Raw genomic sequence first — 15,767 nt, forward strand, 5'->3', positions numbered from 1 at the left:
GTACTGCAGGGGGGACCCTGTGGGAGAGTAGGACGCCGCCGAACAATCATTGTGGGAAAGCCCCGCACCTTCTGGTGCGGGGCTTTTCTGCGTTTACGGGCCGGTGCCGGTACGGGTGTCGATATTTCGTTGACCTGCGGTGCGCGGGGCGTTTGGATGCGTGGGTATGGAGCAACAGAAGCAGCATGTGATCCGGGCCGTGCGGGCCGACGAGTGGGAGAAGGTCAGGGGGCTGAGGCTGGACGCGTTGCGTGATCCTGTCGCGTCGCTGGCCTTCCTGGAGACCTACGAGCAGGCCGCGGCCAAGCCCGACGAGTTCTGGCAGGAGCGGGCAGCCGGCGCGGCGGAGGGCGTGGACGTCGCGCAGATCATCGCCGAGGCGCCCGACGGGCGGTGGGACGGGTCCGTGTCCGTGTTCATCGAGGACGTGGGGACATCCGACTTCCTCGGCCAGGTCGTGGACGTCGACCAGGCTCACGTCGTCGGCGTGTTCGTGCGGCCCGGGCAGCGGGGCAGCGGGCTCACCGACGCGCTGTTCGAGGCGGCGCTGGAGTGGGTGTGGGCGCGGCAGGAGCCGGTGCTCGGGCGTGCGCGGCTGTTCGTGCACGAGGAGAACGAGCGGGCCGCCGGCTTCTACCGGCGGTTCGGGTTCCGGGCGAGCGGGCTGGTGGTCCCCAAGCCTGACGACCCGTCCGCGAAGGAGCACGAGTACGTCATCTCCCGCCCCTAGCCGATGTCGGCGGGCCAGTCCGGCCAGCGGGTGCGGGCCTGTTCGCGGCTGCGGCACAGGGCGAGGAGGGGCAGTGCCCGGTCCGTGAGGAGTCTGGGGAGCTGGGGGACGGGGGCGACGGCCGCCACGTCCTCCAGGACCAGCGTCATTGGTGGGTCGAGCCGACCGTGGGATGACCGTACGGCCATGCGGCGGCCGTGCTCGACCACGTGCGAGGCGAGTGCGGTGAGGAGGGGCATCGCACCCGGGCGGGTGCGGGGGTCCTCCAGGGACTCACCCACTACGTAGAGGGTGCCCCCTTCGGCCGCGAACGATGCGAGCGTGAGCGCGTCCGTTCGGTTCGGGTTGCAGGCCTCGCGGATGTGGACCGAGGTCAGGCAGGAGAGGGCACGGGCCGTCAGGTACTGGGCCTGCTCGCGGCGTTCGGGGTGGGCGATCAGGGCGCTTTCGAGTTCGCCGGCGGCGCCGGGGGCGGCCTGGGGGTGGGTCCGCAGGATCCGGACCGGTTCCTGGGAGCCGTTGCCCTGGGCCCAGCGGGCCAGCTGCTTGAACGGGAGCCCGTCGAGGGCGGCCGCCTGGAGCCAGCTGCGCAGCAGGGTCTCCGCGGTGTCGGCGACGGCGGCGTCGAGCCGGGCCTGGGGGCGTACGGGGGCCAGCAGGGCGACCGCGCGGGCGGCGGCGGTGTCGCGGTCGGCGCAGCCGTCGGCGGGGTTCCAGTGCATGCGGGCCGGGGTGTCGCACAGGTGCGAGGGGTCGTAGAGGAGGACCGGGCCGAGTTTGGCGCGGGCGTCCTTGGTGTCCTGCCAGAGGGCGGGGGAGGACGTGACCACGAGGACGGAACCCTCGGCGGCGGAGACGGCCCGGGCCGCGAGGTGGTGGCGTTCGGCGGGGGCTGCGTAGGCGAGGCGGTGGGCCGCCGGGGCGGGTGCCGTCCGGGCGGGCGGGGCGTAGCCGAAGCCGTAGCGGTAGGCCTCCTGGGCGGGTGCCGGGGTGCGGGGGGAGTCGGACGGGTGCGCCGGGCCGTGTCGTGGGGCCGGTGCGGACACCGGGGCGTGTGCGGCGGAGGAGGGCAGGGGGGCGGCCGCCGCGGGCTGCGACGGCCCCGGGAAGGGGGCCGGGGGCGCCGGTACGGGCGCCGGCGCCGGCTCTTCGTCCGGGGTCCCGCTCCGGGGGGCGTGCGGGTTTCCGTGCGGGTTCCCGTTCCGGTCCGTGTGCGGGTCCCTGTGCCGTTCTCCGTCCGGGATTCCGCGCCAGTCCGTATGCGGGTCCTCGTTCGGGTCCACGTGCCGGTCCACGTGAGGGTTTCCGTGCCGGTCCGCGTACGGGTTTCCGCTGCGGGAGGCGTGTCGGGTGCCGTTCTGGTCCGCGTCCGGGCGCGCTCCGGCGGGGCCCGGGGGCGGGCCGGGGGCCGGGTTCCGTTGTGTCCCGGAGGCCGGGGTCGGGGGCGTGCCCGTGCGGGGGGCCGCGGCCGTGCTCGGGGTCCGGCCCCGTTCGGCTTCGGTGGCCGTGCGGGAGCCCGGGTGATCGGACGGGGCCCGGGGCCCTTCCGGTACGGGGCCCGGGTTGGCGCCCGTGACCGCGGCCCGGTGCGTGCCTGCGGTCGTGTGCCCGTGCGTGCCTGCGGTGGCGTTCGGGCTGTAGTCCGTGCCCCTGCGTCGGTCCGTGCTGGCGGGTGCGTCCGGGTTGCCGCCCGTGCCCCTCTGACGGTGCGTGCCTGCGGTGGCGTTCGGGCTGTCGTCCGTGTCCGTGTTCGGGCCCGGGTGCCGGTCCGTGGACGCGGTTTCGTCCGTGGTCTTCGACCGCTGGCGGGAGCGGGTGCTGCGGCGGGCCTTCGTGCGGGCCACCACGCCCAGGGTGAAGATCGTCAGGACCAGGAGGACCAGGAGCTGGCTGATGAACAGGCCCCAGAACAGGCCCCAGCCCGAGAGGGCCGCCGGGGCGGTGTCGGGCCAGGCGCCGGGGATGTCGTGCGGTTGCGCTATCAGGGCGCGGACGGCTCCGGGGGTGCGGGTGAAGGTGACCGTGGCCGGCCAGGCGCCCTTCGCGAAGAGGGCCGCCAGGCCGGTGGCCGACCACACCAGGACGGCGAGGCCGAGGAGGAAGGCCAGGAGGCCGACCAGTGCTCCGTCGGGGATGCCGCCGCCGCGTGCGCGGGGCTCCGTACCTCTGGCGTCGTGCATGTCGGTCAGGCCACCGTGGTCGCGGATCCGGGGCCGGTGCCCCGCTGGCGTTCGATGTACAGGGCGCGTTCCTCCGCTTCGAGTTCCGCGGCCAGCAGGTCGTCGGGCAGCTGCTGGGGGGTGGAGGACTCCGTCATGGCGCGGTCGGTGTAGACGAGGGGGCGTTCGGTCTCGGTGATCAGGTGTTTGACGACCTGGACGTTGCCGTTGACGTCCCAGACGGCGATGCCGGGGGTGAGGGTCGGGATGATCTCCACCGCCCAGCGCGGGAGGCCGAGGACGCGGCCCGTGGCGCGGGCCTCGTCGGCCTTCTGGGCGTAGATGGTGCGGGTCGAGGCCATCTTGAGGATGGCGGCGGCCTCGCGGGCGGCGGCTCCGTCGACGACGTCGGAGAGGTGGTGGACGACGGCGACGAAGGACAGGCCGAGGCGACGGCCGAACTTCAGGAGGCGCTGGAACAGCTGGGCCACGAAGGGGCTGTTGATGATGTGCCAGGCCTCTTCGACCAGGAAGATCCGTTTTTTCCGGTCCGGCCGGATCCAGGTGTGTTCCAGCCACACGCCGACGATCGCCATGAGGATGGGCATGGCGATGGAGTTGCGGTCGATGTGGGAGAGGTCGAAGACGATCAGGGGGGCGTCGAGGTCGATGCCGACCGTCGTGGGGCCGTCGAACATGCCGCGCAGGTCGCCGTCCACGAGGCGGTCGAGGACGAGCGCGACGTCGAGGCCCCAGGCCCGGACGTCGTCTATGTCGACGTTCATCGCGAGGGCGGACTCGGGTTCGGGGTGGCGCAGCTGCTCGACGATGTCGGTGAGGACGGGCTGGCGGTCCCGGATGGTGTCGACGACGTAGGCGTGCGCGACCTTGAGGGCGAAGCCGGAGCGTTCGTCCAGGCCGTGGCCCATCGCCACCTCGATGATGGTCCGGAGCAGCGCGAGCTGGCCGGTCGTGGTGATCGCCGGGTCGAGGGGGTTGAGGCGGATCCCGTCGTCGTTGGCGGCGATGGGGTCCAGGCGGATGGGGGTTATCCCCAGCTGCTGGGCGATGAGGTTCCACTCGCCGACGCCGTCCTCGCCCTGGGCGTCGAGGACGACGACCTGGCGGTCGCGGAAGCGGAGCTGGCGCAGGACGTAGGTCTTTTCGAGGGCTGATTTGCCGTTGCCGGATTCGCCCAGGACCAGCCAGTGGGGGGCCGGGAGCTGCTGGCCGTAGAGCTGGAAGGGGTCGTAGATGTAGCCCTTGCCGCTGTAGACCTCGCGGCCGATGATCACACCGGAGTCGCCGAGGCCGGGGGCGGCGGTGGGCAGGTAGACGGCCTGGGCCTGGCCGGTGGAGGTGCGGACGGGCAGGCGGGTGGTCTCGACCTTGCCGAAGAGGAAGCTGGTGAAGGCGTCCGTCAGCGCGGACATGGGATCTCGCATGGGCGGCTCTTCCCTCCAGCTAGCGTCGGATGCCGGTGGCGAACGGCAAGGTGTTGACGAAGGCGCGGTGGTGCTCGCGGTCGCACCACTCGAGTTTCAGGTAGGACTTGCCGGCGGAGGCGCGGATGGTGCGCTTGTCGCGGGCGAGGGCTTCGGGGGAACGCGAGGACACCGTGATGTACCCGACGAGGTTGACCCCGGCAGCGCCGCTGGCGAGATCTTCACCCCTCTGGTCGAGCCGGCCGTGTGCGGCGATGTCGCGGGGGTCGACGGTGCGGTTCATCTTGGCGGCGCGGGAGGCGTCGGCCTCGTCGTTCGTCTTCTCCGTGAGCATGCGCTCGATGGCGATCTCGGTGGGTTCGAGGTCCATGGTGACGGCGACGGTGCGGATGACGTCCGGGGTGTGGACGAGGAGGGGCGCCAGGAAGTTCACGCCGACGGGGGTCATCGGCCATTCCTTGACCCAGGCGGTGGCGTGGCACCAGGGGGCGCGGGTGGAGGATTCGCGGGTCTTGGCCTGGAGGTAGGTGGGCTCCACGGCGTCGAGCTCGGCGGGCCAGGCGTTGCGCTTGGTCATGGCCTGGATGTGGTCGATCGGGTGGTCCGGATCGTACATGGAGTGCACGAGGGAGGACAGGCGTCCCTGGCCGAGGGGCTGGCGGACGCGGATGTCGGCTTCGGCGAGGCGGGCGCAGATGTCGGTGAGCTCGCGGGCCATGACGATGGCGAGGCCGGCGTCGCGGTCGAGCTTGCGGCCCTTGGTGCTGCCGGCGCGGGCGATGGTGGTGGCCTCGGCGGCGAGCTCGCGGGTGTAGTGCATGCAGGCGACGAGGTAGGCGCGGTGCTGCTCCGAGGAGGTGGAGACCATCGACTGGAGCTGCTCGTAGGAGTCGCGCAGCCAGGTGGGGGCCGTGGTGTCTCCGCGCTGGGCGACGTCCTTGGCGTGGGCGTCGGGGTCGGCGGGGAGGGTGCGGGCGAGCATCTGGAGGCGGGTGACGAAGCCGTCGCCGTTGGCGACGTGTTTGAGGAGGGTGCCGAAGCGGTCGACGAGGGCTTCCTGGTCCTCGCTGTCGCGCAGGCCGACGCCGGGGCCCTCGATCTCGATGGCGGCGGTGACGGTGCGGCGGTCGGCGTGGAGGAGGACGGCGATCTCGTCGGGGCCGAAGGGGGCGGCGAGCCAGTTGATGCGGCCGATGCCGGGGGGCGGGCCGACCTCGACCTCGCGGCCGTCGGCGGCGCGGGTGCCGGCCTCCATGGCGGAGGAGCGATAGGTGGTGCCGCGGCGCAGGGTGCGCTTGTAGCTGCGGCTGATCTCGAACCACCGGTAGAAGGTGCGGCCCTTGTAGGGCACGTACACGGCGGCGAGGGCGAGCAGCGGGAAGCCGGCGAGGCTGACGATGCGCAGGGTGAGGTCGGGGACGAGCAGGCCGCTCATCATGCCGAGGAACGCGCCGACGATGATCAGCGCGATCTCGCCGGTTTCGCGGTTCTTGCCGACGATCGCGTTCGGCCGGGCCCGGCCGATGAGATACGTGCGGCGGGGCGCGACCGGGTGGAGCTGGTGGGACTGGGTCGTCAACGCCCGTCACCTCCTGTGTTCCTCGTACTCGAGCCAGTGCGGGGCGGGGGTGCGGCGGGCGGGACGCTTCCGCCGCCGGTCCCGCTGCCGGAGCCGCGGCTGCTGTGGGCGGCCATGCCTCCGGAGATCTGGTTGGCGTCGCCGCCGGTGGAGCCGCCGCCTCCGGCGCGGTGGGCGCCGCCGCGGCTGCTGTGGGTCTTGATGCCCTGGGAGACGAGGGAGGCCGGGGAGCTGATGACGGCGGCGGCCTGGGCGCCGTCGGTGGCCTGCTTGCGGTTGCTGCGGGCGGAGGCGATCTCGTCGCCGAAGCCGGGCACGAACCGGTAGATCATGGCGGAGGCGAAGATCGCCAGGAGGATGATGGCGAGGCCGGAGACGACGGCGGAGAAGGCGTTGGGGCCCTTCTCGCCGGAGAGGGCTCCGGCGAGGCCGAGGACGATGACGATGACCGGCTTCACGAGAATGACGGCGATCATGATGCCGGCCCAGCGGCGGACGTGGCCCCACATGTTGCGGTCGACGAGTCCGGCGTAGACGACGGTGCCGAGGAGGGCGCCGACGTAGAGCAGGGCGGCGCGGATGACGAGCTCCAGCCAGAGGACGCCGGCGGCGAGGACGGTGACGAGGGCGACGACGATCAGCATGATCGGGCCGCCGCCGATGTCCTCGCCCTTCTTGAGGGCGTCGGTGAAGGAGCCGAAGAAGACGTCGCCCTGGCTGCCGGTGGCGGAGGCGATGACGTCGGTGACGCCGTCGGTGGCGGAGACGACGGTGTAGAGGATCAGGGGGGTGAAGGCGGAGGCCAGGACCGTCAGCCAGAGGAAGCCGATGGCCTCGGAGAGGGCGGTGGAGAGGGGGACGCCGCGGATGGCGCGCTTGGCGACGGCCAGGAGCCAGAGGACGAGGGTGAGGACGGTGCTGGCGGCGAAGACGACCGCGTACTGCTGGAGGAAGGCGGCGTTGGTGAAGTCGACGGTGGCGGTGCCCTTGACGGCTTCGCTGAGCTTCCCGACGATCCAGGCGGCCGCGTCGGCGCAGCCGCGGGCTAGGGAGGCGAGGGGGTTGAGGGCGTCGGTGGGGTCGTTGGAGAGGCCTGCCTTGCCGCCGCCGCTGCCTCCGCCGTCGCCCTTCTCGCAGTAGTCCTTGGCCGACCCGACGAGGAGCTTGCAGTCCTCGTTGGCCCGTGCGGTCGCCGAGGGCGAGGGGGAGAGTGAGGGGACCGGGGAAGTGGAGGCGGGTGGTGTGGGCGCGGCGTAGGAACGGGTCGCCAGTGCCACGACGGCCAGATGGGCGGAGGCGATGACGCCGGCCGCCCGGAGCCGGAGGCTAGCGGGCATAAGTGAACCCTCCGAACTCCTTGGTTGCCTTGCTGATGTCGTCGGCCGACGAGGCGGCTACGTCGCCGGGCACGGGGGCGGGTCCGTCCTGCTGGCTGTCGGCGGAGATCTTCCAGTCGTCGCCGGACCAGGCCAGGTCGAAGACCCAGGTCTTCCAAGTGGTCCGGACGGGGTCGGTGGACTTCTCCCCGGACATACCGATGAGGCCGGTGGCCCAGACCGAGATCCGGGCGGTGCCGGAGGCGTAGCTCTCCACCCGGGTGCCCACGGGGATGGTCCGGCTGATGAAGGTGTTGGCCTGGGGCGGGATGCCGTTCGGATCGAGTCCGAGCTTGGCGAGGAACGCCGGGGAGTACGCGGCGTCCTGAGGGGCTTTGAGGCGGGCCGCCGCTTCAGGTGTGTAGACACCGTCGGTGATCGTGTGCCGGGTGTCTTTCCTGAACATGCCGTCGGAACCCAGTGCCACCGCGTAGTTCGCGGCCGCGGACTGGGCGCCCTGTTCGTCGTGGGCGAAGCCCTTGGCCACCGGGGCGGTGCCCGTGGGGTTGGTGGGGTTGGTGGTTGGGGGTTTGTTCGATGTGGGGGGTTCGGGGGTGTTCTGGGAGCGGTTCGCGAAGGCGATGGCGGCGATGAGCAGGACCACGACCCCGACCACCGTGATCAGGCCGCGCGAGGCGCGGGGGGTGCGGCGGGGGGTGCCGTAGGCGTCGGAGGGGGAGTCCGGGAGGCGGGTACGGGTCTGGCCCGTACCGCCCACCTCGCCGTGGCCGGCGCCCCCGCCGTACTGGTCGTCGTTGCTCATTGCCTGTCGTCCGCCCCCTCCGCGTCGTACGACGGTAGCGCTCGTTTCCGCGCAGGCGCGGTGTGGTGATTCCTCATCAGGGTGCGGCCGGCCGCGGTGGTCCTGCTAGACGGCCATTCCGTAGACGATCGTGAAGAGGGTGCCGAGGGAGCCGATGATGAAGACTCCGGTCAGACCGGCCACGATCAGGCCCTTGCCCTGTTCCGCGCTGAACGTGTCGCGCAGCGCGGTGGCGCCGATGCGCTGCTTGGCGGCGCCCCAGATGGCGATGCCGAGGCAGAGGAGGATCGCCACGGCCATGATGACCTCGATCATGACCTTCGCTTCGTTGCCGAGACTGCCGAACGGCCCCCAGTTCGGGGCGATTCCGCCGATGATGGTGGTGATGTCGCCCTTTTCGGCTGCCAGGATCATGTAACTCACCGCCCCTGTATGGGTAGTTCCGGTAGCCCGTGCCCGATGGCAGGGGTCACGCACTATCTTCGCTGATGAAACGTCGGCCGTCGTCGACTTGGCCGGTCTCTTTACCCGATGTCCCGCGTATTGGGCCGTGCGTGCCGGTGCGTGGGGGTGCGTGCGCGTGTGCGCATGCGCGTGTGTGCGTTCGTACGCATGGCCTGACCTGGTCACTCTGTGTATCACGGGGGGTGACCTCGGGCAATGACTGGAGGTCCGGGGGCCGGCGCGCCGCGGGTGTGGTGCGGGCGTGGCGCTCGGGGGGCGTGTGGGTGCGCGCGGGGCGCACGGGGACGGTGCCGGGCCGCCCCCTGCCGGGTCACGTCCAGTGGGCGGGGCGGGCGAGGGTGGCGGGGATGCGGGTCGCGGGGTCGCCCTGGGCGGCGTTGAGCTGGGGCTGGGTGAGGAAGAGGGTGTCGCGCAGGTCGGCGCCCCGGAGGTTGGTGTCGCGGAAGTCCGCGCCGATGAGGTCGGCTCCGCGCAGGTCGGCGCGGCCGAGGTCGGCGGCGATCAGGTAGGCGCCGCGCAGGTTGGCCCCCCGCAGGTCGGCTCCGGCGAGGCGGGCGCCCATCAGGTCGGCGCCGCGGTGGTTCTTCCTGCGGCCCGGGGTCTTGGCGCGGGCCAGCTCGCTGGTCTTCAGGAGGAGCTCGTTGATCTCCTGGCGGAGGGCGGGGACGTCGAGGGCGGTGAGGGTCGCCGCGTCCGCCCGGGTGAGGGCCTCGGTCTTCGCCAGGAGCGTGCGCAGGGCCGGGTGGAGGGGTGCCGCCGCCGGGAGGTCCAGGGCCGCGGAGACGTAGAAGAGCAGCTCGTGGAGCTGGCGCATGACCGGGAAGGCCTCGAACATCTCGGCCCGGGTGCCGGGGTGCTCGCGCCAGTCGCGGCCGCCGAAGGTGACCTGGGAGATCTGCTGGCCCGCGCCGAAGCAGTCGAAGACGGTGCAGCCCTGGAACCCCTGGTCGCGCAGGCGTGCGTGGACGCCGCAGCGGAAGTCCTGCCGGAGGTTCTTGCAGGGGGTGCCGGCGGCCTTGTTCACGGCGAAGTCGGCCGACTTCGCGAAGGGCAGCGCGACGCAGCAGAGCGCGAAGCAGTTCGCGCAGTCCGCCTGGAGGAGGGGGAGGGCGGGGAGGGGGGTGCGGGGGGTGCTGGACACCCGTTCATTGTGACGGGTGGGGGGAGGGCGGGCGTCGCGGTGGGTCCCGGGGCGGGGCGGCGGTGCCGGGGGTTCCGGGGCGGGGTGTGCGGGGCGTGTGGGGTGGCGGGCCGGTGGTGTCGGGGTGCGGGGCCCGCGGGGTGGTGGCGCCGGGGTGCGGGGCCGGGGTGCCGGGGCGGTGCCGGGGTGCGGGCCGTGTGGGGTGGCGGGCCGGTGGTGCCGGGGGGTGGTGGTGTCGGGGTGTGGGGCCCGCGGGGTGGTGGTGCGGGGCGTGCAGGGCGGCGGGGCTTGCGGGGCGTGCAGGCCCGCGGTGTCGGCGGGTGGGGAGTGCGGGTCGGTGGTGCCGGGGCGGGGGGTGGGGCTCAAGTGGGTTTCGGGTGGGAGGGCTTGATCGGGTGTGCGGGCCGGAGTGAGGATCTGCGCATGACAGAAGTGATCGCGGTAGGGATCATCACGCTGCTCGCCGTCATCAGCCCCGGGGCCGATTTCGCGATGGTCGTGAGGAACAGCTATCTGTACGGGCGGTCCACCGGGCTGTTCGCGGCCGCGGGGGTCGCGGGCGGGGTGCTGGTGCACGTCTCGTACACGATGCTCGGGGTGGGGCTGCTGATCGCCTCCTCGACCGCCCTGTTCACGGCGATCAAGCTGGCGGGCGCCGCGTACCTGGTGTGGATCGGGATCCGTACCTTCCGGGCGCGGGCCGAGCTGACGGTGGACCTGGCGTCGAAGCCGGAGCTGACGCGGCTGGGGGCCCTGCGCAACGGGTTCCTCACCAACGTGCTCAACCCCAAGACCACGCTGTTCGTCGTGTCCACCTTCACGCAGGTGGTGAACCCCGACACGCCCGCGTGGCGGCAGGCCGGGTACGGGCTGTTCATGTCGGCGGCGCACCTGCTGTGGTTCGGGGCGGTGGCGCTGTTCTTCTCCCACTCCGCGCTGCGCGAGCGGATGCTCAGGGCGCAGAAGGCGCTGAACCGGGCCATCGGGTCGGTCCTGGTGGCGCTGGGGGTCGGACTCGGGTTCGCCCGCTGAGGCGGGTGGCGGGGGTGGTGCCGCGGGTTACCTGTGGGTAGCGTGCGGCGGCATGGATGCTGAGGACGGGTTCTACGAACGGATCGGGGACGGCCGCTTCCGGGCCACCGAGGCGACGCGCGGGCCGTGGGACGCGGGCGCGCAGCACGCCGGCCCGCCCGCCGCGCTGCTCGGGCGGGCCGTGGAGGAGCGGCCGGGGGCGCGCGATGACATGCGGGTCGCCCGGATCACGTACGAGATCCTGCGGCCGGTGCCGATCGGGGAGCTGGCCGTCGCCACGTCGGTGCTGCGGGCCGGGCGGGGCACCGAGGTGGTCGAGGCGGCCCTCACCCCGGCCGGTGCGGACGCGCCGGTGATGCTGGCGCGGGCGCTGCGGATCCGGGTGGCCGGGGAGCCGGTGCCGGCGGTGGGGCAGGGGGCGCTGGTGCCGCCGCCGGGGGAGGTGGGGGTGACGCCGTTCTTCCCCGTGCCGTGGGAGACGGGGTACCACTCCTCGATGGAGACCCGGTTCACGGAAGGGTCCTTCACCGCCCCGGGGCCGGGGACCTGCTGGATGCGGATGCGCGTGCCGCTCGTCGCGGGGGAGGCGGTGCGGCCGCTGGACCGGGTGCTGGTCGCCGCCGATTCGGGGAACGGGATCAGCGCGGTGATGGACTTCGGGCGGTTCGTCTTCGTCAACGGTGATCTGAGCGTCCATCTGCACCGGCATCCCGTGGGGGAGTGGGTGTGCGTCGAGGCGCGGACGAGCGTGGACGCGGGCGGGATCGGACTGGCCGACGCGCGGCTGCACGACGAGAAGGGGCCGATCGGGCGGAGCGCGCAGAGCCTGTTCGTGGCGGCGCGCTGACGCCGTTCGCCGGGCGGGGACCCGAGGCGGTGGAACCCGGAGGTCCGTCCCGCCCTCCGGGCACGGTCCCGGGCCGGTCCGCCGACGGGTGCCGGGCCCGGCCAGGTTCGCCGAGCGGGCGTCAACCCGCCTTCAGAACAAGGCAGTCGGTGTGGCAGTCTCGGTCGGGTGGAGCCGCTCAGAGAGATCGATCCCGCGTCCATAGGGGCACACGCGCTGCTGGCGCGCCTCGGTGCCGGCGGGATGGGGCAGGTGTACCTCGGGCGGTCGCCCGGCGGGCGGCTGGTGGCCGTCAAGGTGGTGCGTGAGGAGATCACGGGGCACCCCGAGGCCCTGGCCCGCTTCCGGCGCGAGGCGCGGACGGTCCAGGCCGTGCGGTCCGCGTACACGGCGAACCTGATCGACGCTTCGCTGGAGTCGGCGCCCTTCTGGCTGGCCACCGAGTACGTCGCGGGCCCCACGCTCGGCCACGCGGTCGGGGCGCGCGGGGCCCTGCCCCCGCAGACCTGCCGCCGCCTGGGCGCGGCGCTGGCCGAAGGGCTGGCGAGCGTGCACGCGTACGGAGTCACGCACCGGGACCTGAAGCCGCAGAACGTCATCCTCGGCGCGCAGGGGCCCCAGCTGATCGACTTCGGCATCGCGCGCGGGGTCGGCGCGACGGCCCTGACCCAGGACGGGCAGGCGCCCGGCACACCGGGCTACACGGCCCCGGAGGTGCTGCTGGGCGGTGAGACCGCCGCTGCGGCCGATGTGTTCGCGCTCGGCGCGACGCTGGCGTACGCGGCGACCGGACGGGCGCCGTTCGGCACCGGGGTGGCGGCGACCGTGGGGTACCGGGCGGTGCACGAGCCGGTCGACGTGGCCGGGGTGGAACCGGAGCTGGCGGCGCTGATCGAGGCCTGCGTGGCGAAGGACCCGGCGGCCCGTCCGGACCCGGCCGAGGTGATCCGGCGCTGCGGGGTGCGGGACGCGCTGCTGGACGACCCCGTGTACACGGCGCTGCTGGCGCTGGGGGAGCCCGTCCCGCTCCACGAGATGCGGACGCAGGGGCCGGGGTACCCGTACGTGCCGACGCAGGGTGCGGTCCAGGCCGTGCCCGTACGGCGCGCCGGGCGCCGTACGGTGTGGGTCGCCGGGGGTACGGCCGCGGTCCTCGCGCTCTCGTTGGCGGCCTGGAAGCTGCTCCCGTTCGACGGGAACGGCGGCCGGGGCGAGCGGGCCCGCGGCGGGGGTGCGGCCGGCGCGGCGACGCCCCCGCAGACCCCGGTGGCCCCGGCCGGCGGCGGTACGGCCGGGCCCGCTTCGCCGGCCGCTTCCAAGGGTGGTGCCAAGCCCCCGGCCGAGTACATCGAGGACAACCAGATCTCCCACTACTTCTGGAAGCCGTCGGCCGATCCGGACATGGCCGCCCACGGGGTCGGGCAGTGCAACCTGCCCGCCGAGCAGAAGTCGCCCGGCGAGGGCATCCAGTACGCCGTCAAGGTGTCGGGGAAGTCCGTGGCCGTCGACATGCGGATCAAGTACGCGGACCTGAACCACACCAGGCCCGAGCCGTACTACGTGTCGGTGGCGGTCCGGTCTCCGCACGACCTGGATCCGCAGACGGGCACGCCCTACAAGGTGGACAACAAGACGGTCGGGTTCACGAGCAAGCCGGTCGACATCTACGGCAAGTGGGACACGGGCGAGTTCCTGACCCTCACCTACCCGGACGACTTCGCGGAGCACGTGCAGGGCAGGGCGTACGCCGGCGTGCCCATCGCCAACGACCCTGGGGACTGGACGCTGGTCTTCTACCACGTCGAGGATGACCCCACGAAGTACACGAGCATCGCCTGCTCGGGCTTCCGAGTGGGGTAGTACGACCGGCGACACGGGCGATTCACACGTGAAAGTGACGGGGATGGGGGAGTGTTGACGGATGCGCAGATTCTGGATGGCAGGCGGAATCGGGCTCGGGGTCTGTCTGAGCTTCCTCGTGCTCATCGTGGTCGGTACGTACTCGGCGGCGGCCGGACTCGCGGGCGGTGCGCGCGGAGGTCGGCCGCTCGGACTGGTGAAGGGCGCGGTGCCCGGCAAGTACCAGGACCTGGTGCAGAAATGGGGCACTCTGTGCCCGGCGCTCACGCCCGCGCTGCTCGCGGCCCAGCTGTACTCCGAGAGCGGCTGGGACCCGAGGGCCGTCAGCCCGGCCGACGCCCGGGGGATCGCGCAGTTCATCCCCGGGACCTGGGCGGGCCACGGCATCGACGGGGACGGTGACGGGGACCGGGACATCTGGGACCCCAACGACGCGATCCCTTCGGCGGCCTCGTACGACTGCGAGCTCGCCAAGGACGTGGCGAAGGTGCCCGGTGACGCGACGTCGAACATGTTCGCGGCCTACAACGCCGGTGCGTACGCGGTCATCAAGTACGGCGGAGTGCCCCCGTACAAGGAGACCCAGGGCTATGTGAAGTCGATCACCGACCTGGCGAAGAGCTTCGCGCGTCCCGTCGGCCGCGTGTCGCCCTCTCAGCAGGCCGCCGCCGCCGTGTACTTCGCGCAGAAGCAGCTCGGGACGCCGTACCTGTGGGGTGGTGACGGGACGCCCGAGGACAACGGGCGGTTCGACTGTTCCGGGTTGACCAAGGCGGCGTACGAGACCGTCGGGGTCGAGCTGCCGCGCGTGGCCAACGACCAGTACAACGCCGGGCCGCACCCCTCGCGCGCCGAACTGCTCCCCGGCGATCTGGTCTTCTTCTCCGACGATCTGACGAACTCCCGGGAGATCCGGCACGTCGGGCTGTACGTGGGCGGCGGCTACATGATCAACGCCCCGCGCACCGGCGCCGTCATCCGCTTCGACAAGATCGACACCCCCGACTACTTCGGTGCGACCCGGGTGACCAAGGAGGGTGCGGAGGCGCTTCCGGAGCGTTCGCCGGCTGCTCCGAAGGCCTCGTGACGCTCCGTGAAGTACAGGCCCTGAGCTGCGATGACGAGTCACTCTTGGATAACGTTGCAGTGATCATTCGATGGAGAGTGGAACCATGCCCGTGGGAACGGGCGTTCCATGGACACGGGGGTTGATCGGCGGGGGGGTTTGGAGGGGCGCACACCGCCGTGCGCCACACGGGACCTAGGCAAGCAAGGGGCCGCGTCACATGGCTGGACTCACGACCGGTGGGCCGAATGTGGATGTCAGCCTGCTGTACCGGATCAACAGCGTCGCCCGGCACGCCCCCGGCTGGCTCGACCGGGGCGTCGCCCTGCTCGCGTCCTACGGGCTGCCGCTCGCCATGGTGCTGCTCGTGCTCTGGTGCTGGCGCGCCGCGCGGCGGCAGGACGAGGCGGCCGCCGCCGAGTCGTTCGCCGCACTGGTGTGGGCCCCGCTGGCCGCCGCCCTCGCCCTGCTCGTGAACGTGCCGCTGCGCCAGCTCGTGGCGCGGCCGCGCCCGTACGTCGCGCACGAGGGCCTGGAGGTGCTCGGGGGCGCGGGCGGGGGGCCGGGCGCCGGGTTCTCCTTCGTCAGCGACCACGCCACCCTCGCCATGGCCCTGGGCATCGGGGTGTTCCTCGCCAACCGCCGGCTCGGCCTCGTCGGCATCGGGCTCGCGCTCGCCGAGGGGCTGTGCCGCGTCTACCTGGGCGTGCACTACCCGACCGACGTCATCGGGGGCTTCGCGCTCGGCACCGCCGTCGTGCTCGTCCTCGCGCCGCTCGCCATGGCCGGGCTGACCCCGCTGGTGCGGGCGCTCGCGCGGGCCCCGCGCCTGGGCCGGCTCGTACGGGCCCGGGAGCGGGTGGTGGCCCGGCCCGTGGAGCTGGCCCAGCGGCCGGCCGAGAGCGACCTCGCCGCCTGAGGCCCCTTCAGGGGTTCCACAGCGCGAGCAGCAGCGCCACCAGCAGGCACAGCCCCGCCGCGCCGAAGCACAGCACCACCGCCGTCGGGCGCGGGCGGGGCGTCACGGGTCCCCGCCCTCGCCGCCGCGGCCCGGACGCTCCGGCTCCTCGCGCCGGTAGCGGGAGCGCAGCCACAGCCCGGTGGCCGTCGCCGCTGCGGTGGTGAGCCCGACGGCCAGCGCCACGTCGGCCGGCCCGTCCGCCGAGCCCACGGGGCGCGCCCAGGCCGCCGCGGCCGGGGTGAGCGCGATCAGCAGGGCCCAGAGGAGGGCCGCGAGGCGGGGTGCGGTTCCTGGCATGCCTCCAGCGCACCGGGTCCCGCCCTCCCCGGCCAGCCGGGGCGTC

At 72.9% G+C, this 15,767-nt stretch carries 14 protein-coding genes; 6 read left to right on the plus strand and 8 right to left on the minus strand.

Features of this window, described 5'->3' with window-relative positions; translation table 11 throughout:
* Positions 1 to 166: 166 nt before the first annotated feature.
* The gene (locus ACIRBY_RS21230; protein ID WP_403902373.1) at positions 167 to 730 is read left to right on the plus strand and encodes a GNAT family N-acetyltransferase; all 564 of its coding nucleotides are present in this window, start codon (positions 167 to 169) and stop codon (positions 728 to 730) included.
* Here the strand turns inward: ACIRBY_RS21230 and ACIRBY_RS21235 are convergent.
* The 7 genes from ACIRBY_RS21235 to ACIRBY_RS21265 all read right to left on the minus strand — a co-directional run bounded on the left by ACIRBY_RS21235 (position 727) and on the right by ACIRBY_RS21265 (position 9,658).
* Positions 727 to 2,910: a hypothetical protein gene (locus ACIRBY_RS21235; protein ID WP_403902374.1), complete on the minus strand. Its 2,184-nt coding sequence runs from the start codon at positions 2,908 to 2,910 to the stop codon at positions 727 to 729. The genes ACIRBY_RS21230 and ACIRBY_RS21235 overlap by 4 nt on opposite strands.
* Positions 2,911 to 2,915: 5 nt before the next feature.
* On the minus strand, positions 2,916 to 4,334 hold the full coding sequence (locus ACIRBY_RS21240) for an ATP-binding protein (RefSeq protein ID WP_366456430.1): 1,419 nt from the start codon (positions 4,332 to 4,334) through the stop codon (positions 2,916 to 2,918).
* A gap of 19 nt (positions 4,335 to 4,353) precedes the next feature.
* Positions 4,354 to 5,913 carry an SCO6880 family protein gene (locus ACIRBY_RS21245; protein ID WP_403902375.1) on the minus strand — a complete coding sequence of 520 codons (1,560 nt, stop codon included), beginning with the start codon at positions 5,911 to 5,913 and terminating at the stop codon, positions 4,354 to 4,356.
* Positions 5,910 to 7,250 (minus strand): hypothetical protein, encoded by a 1,341-nt coding sequence (locus ACIRBY_RS21250; RefSeq protein WP_403902376.1) that lies wholly within the window; start codon positions 7,248 to 7,250, stop codon positions 5,910 to 5,912. The genes ACIRBY_RS21245 and ACIRBY_RS21250 overlap by 4 nt, the downstream gene beginning before the upstream one ends.
* Entirely contained in the window at positions 7,240 to 8,052 is an 813-nt protein-coding gene (locus ACIRBY_RS21255) for a hypothetical protein (RefSeq protein ID WP_403902377.1), read from the minus strand. Before ACIRBY_RS21255 ends, ACIRBY_RS21250 begins: the two co-directional genes overlap by 11 nt.
* A gap of 105 nt (positions 8,053 to 8,157) precedes the next feature.
* The gene (locus ACIRBY_RS21260) at positions 8,158 to 8,466 is read right to left on the minus strand and encodes a hypothetical protein (protein WP_042818271.1); all 309 of its coding nucleotides are present in this window, start codon (positions 8,464 to 8,466) and stop codon (positions 8,158 to 8,160) included.
* 361 nt (positions 8,467 to 8,827) lie between these two features.
* The gene (locus ACIRBY_RS21265; protein ID WP_403902379.1) at positions 8,828 to 9,658 is read right to left on the minus strand and encodes a pentapeptide repeat-containing protein; all 831 of its coding nucleotides are present in this window, start codon (positions 9,656 to 9,658) and stop codon (positions 8,828 to 8,830) included.
* Positions 9,659 to 10,081: 423 nt separating this feature from the next.
* Here ACIRBY_RS21265 and ACIRBY_RS21270 point away from each other — a divergent pair, with 423 nt between their 5' ends.
* The 5 genes from ACIRBY_RS21270 to ACIRBY_RS21290 all read left to right on the plus strand — a co-directional run bounded on the left by ACIRBY_RS21270 (position 10,082) and on the right by ACIRBY_RS21290 (position 15,382).
* A complete protein-coding gene (locus ACIRBY_RS21270) occupies positions 10,082 to 10,690 on the plus strand; it encodes a LysE family transporter (protein ID WP_403902381.1) in 609 nt (202 codons plus the stop codon).
* A 52-nt stretch (positions 10,691 to 10,742) separates the two neighbouring features.
* The gene (locus tag ACIRBY_RS21275) at positions 10,743 to 11,537 is read left to right on the plus strand and encodes a thioesterase family protein (protein ID WP_403902382.1); all 795 of its coding nucleotides are present in this window, start codon (positions 10,743 to 10,745) and stop codon (positions 11,535 to 11,537) included.
* Positions 11,538 to 11,705: 168 nt separating this feature from the next.
* Positions 11,706 to 13,397 (plus strand): serine/threonine-protein kinase, encoded by a 1,692-nt coding sequence (locus tag ACIRBY_RS21280; RefSeq protein ID WP_403902384.1) that lies wholly within the window; start codon positions 11,706 to 11,708, stop codon positions 13,395 to 13,397.
* A gap of 76 nt (positions 13,398 to 13,473) precedes the next feature.
* Positions 13,474 to 14,484: an NlpC/P60 family protein gene (locus tag ACIRBY_RS21285; protein ID WP_403902879.1), complete on the plus strand. Its 1,011-nt coding sequence runs from the start codon at positions 13,474 to 13,476 to the stop codon at positions 14,482 to 14,484.
* A gap of 199 nt (positions 14,485 to 14,683) precedes the next feature.
* Entirely contained in the window at positions 14,684 to 15,382 is a 699-nt protein-coding gene (locus ACIRBY_RS21290; protein ID WP_403902386.1) for a phosphatase PAP2 family protein, read from the plus strand.
* A gap of 102 nt (positions 15,383 to 15,484) precedes the next feature.
* On the opposite strand, the gene ACIRBY_RS21295 is transcribed toward ACIRBY_RS21290, so the two are convergent.
* Positions 15,485 to 15,721: a hypothetical protein gene (locus ACIRBY_RS21295; protein ID WP_403902387.1), complete on the minus strand. Its 237-nt coding sequence runs from the start codon at positions 15,719 to 15,721 to the stop codon at positions 15,485 to 15,487.
* Positions 15,722 to 15,767 lie beyond the last annotated feature (46 nt).

It is taken from the genome of Streptomyces sp. NPDC096136 (assembly GCF_044763325.1).
Taxonomy (GTDB): domain Bacteria; phylum Actinomycetota; class Actinomycetes; order Streptomycetales; family Streptomycetaceae; genus Streptomyces.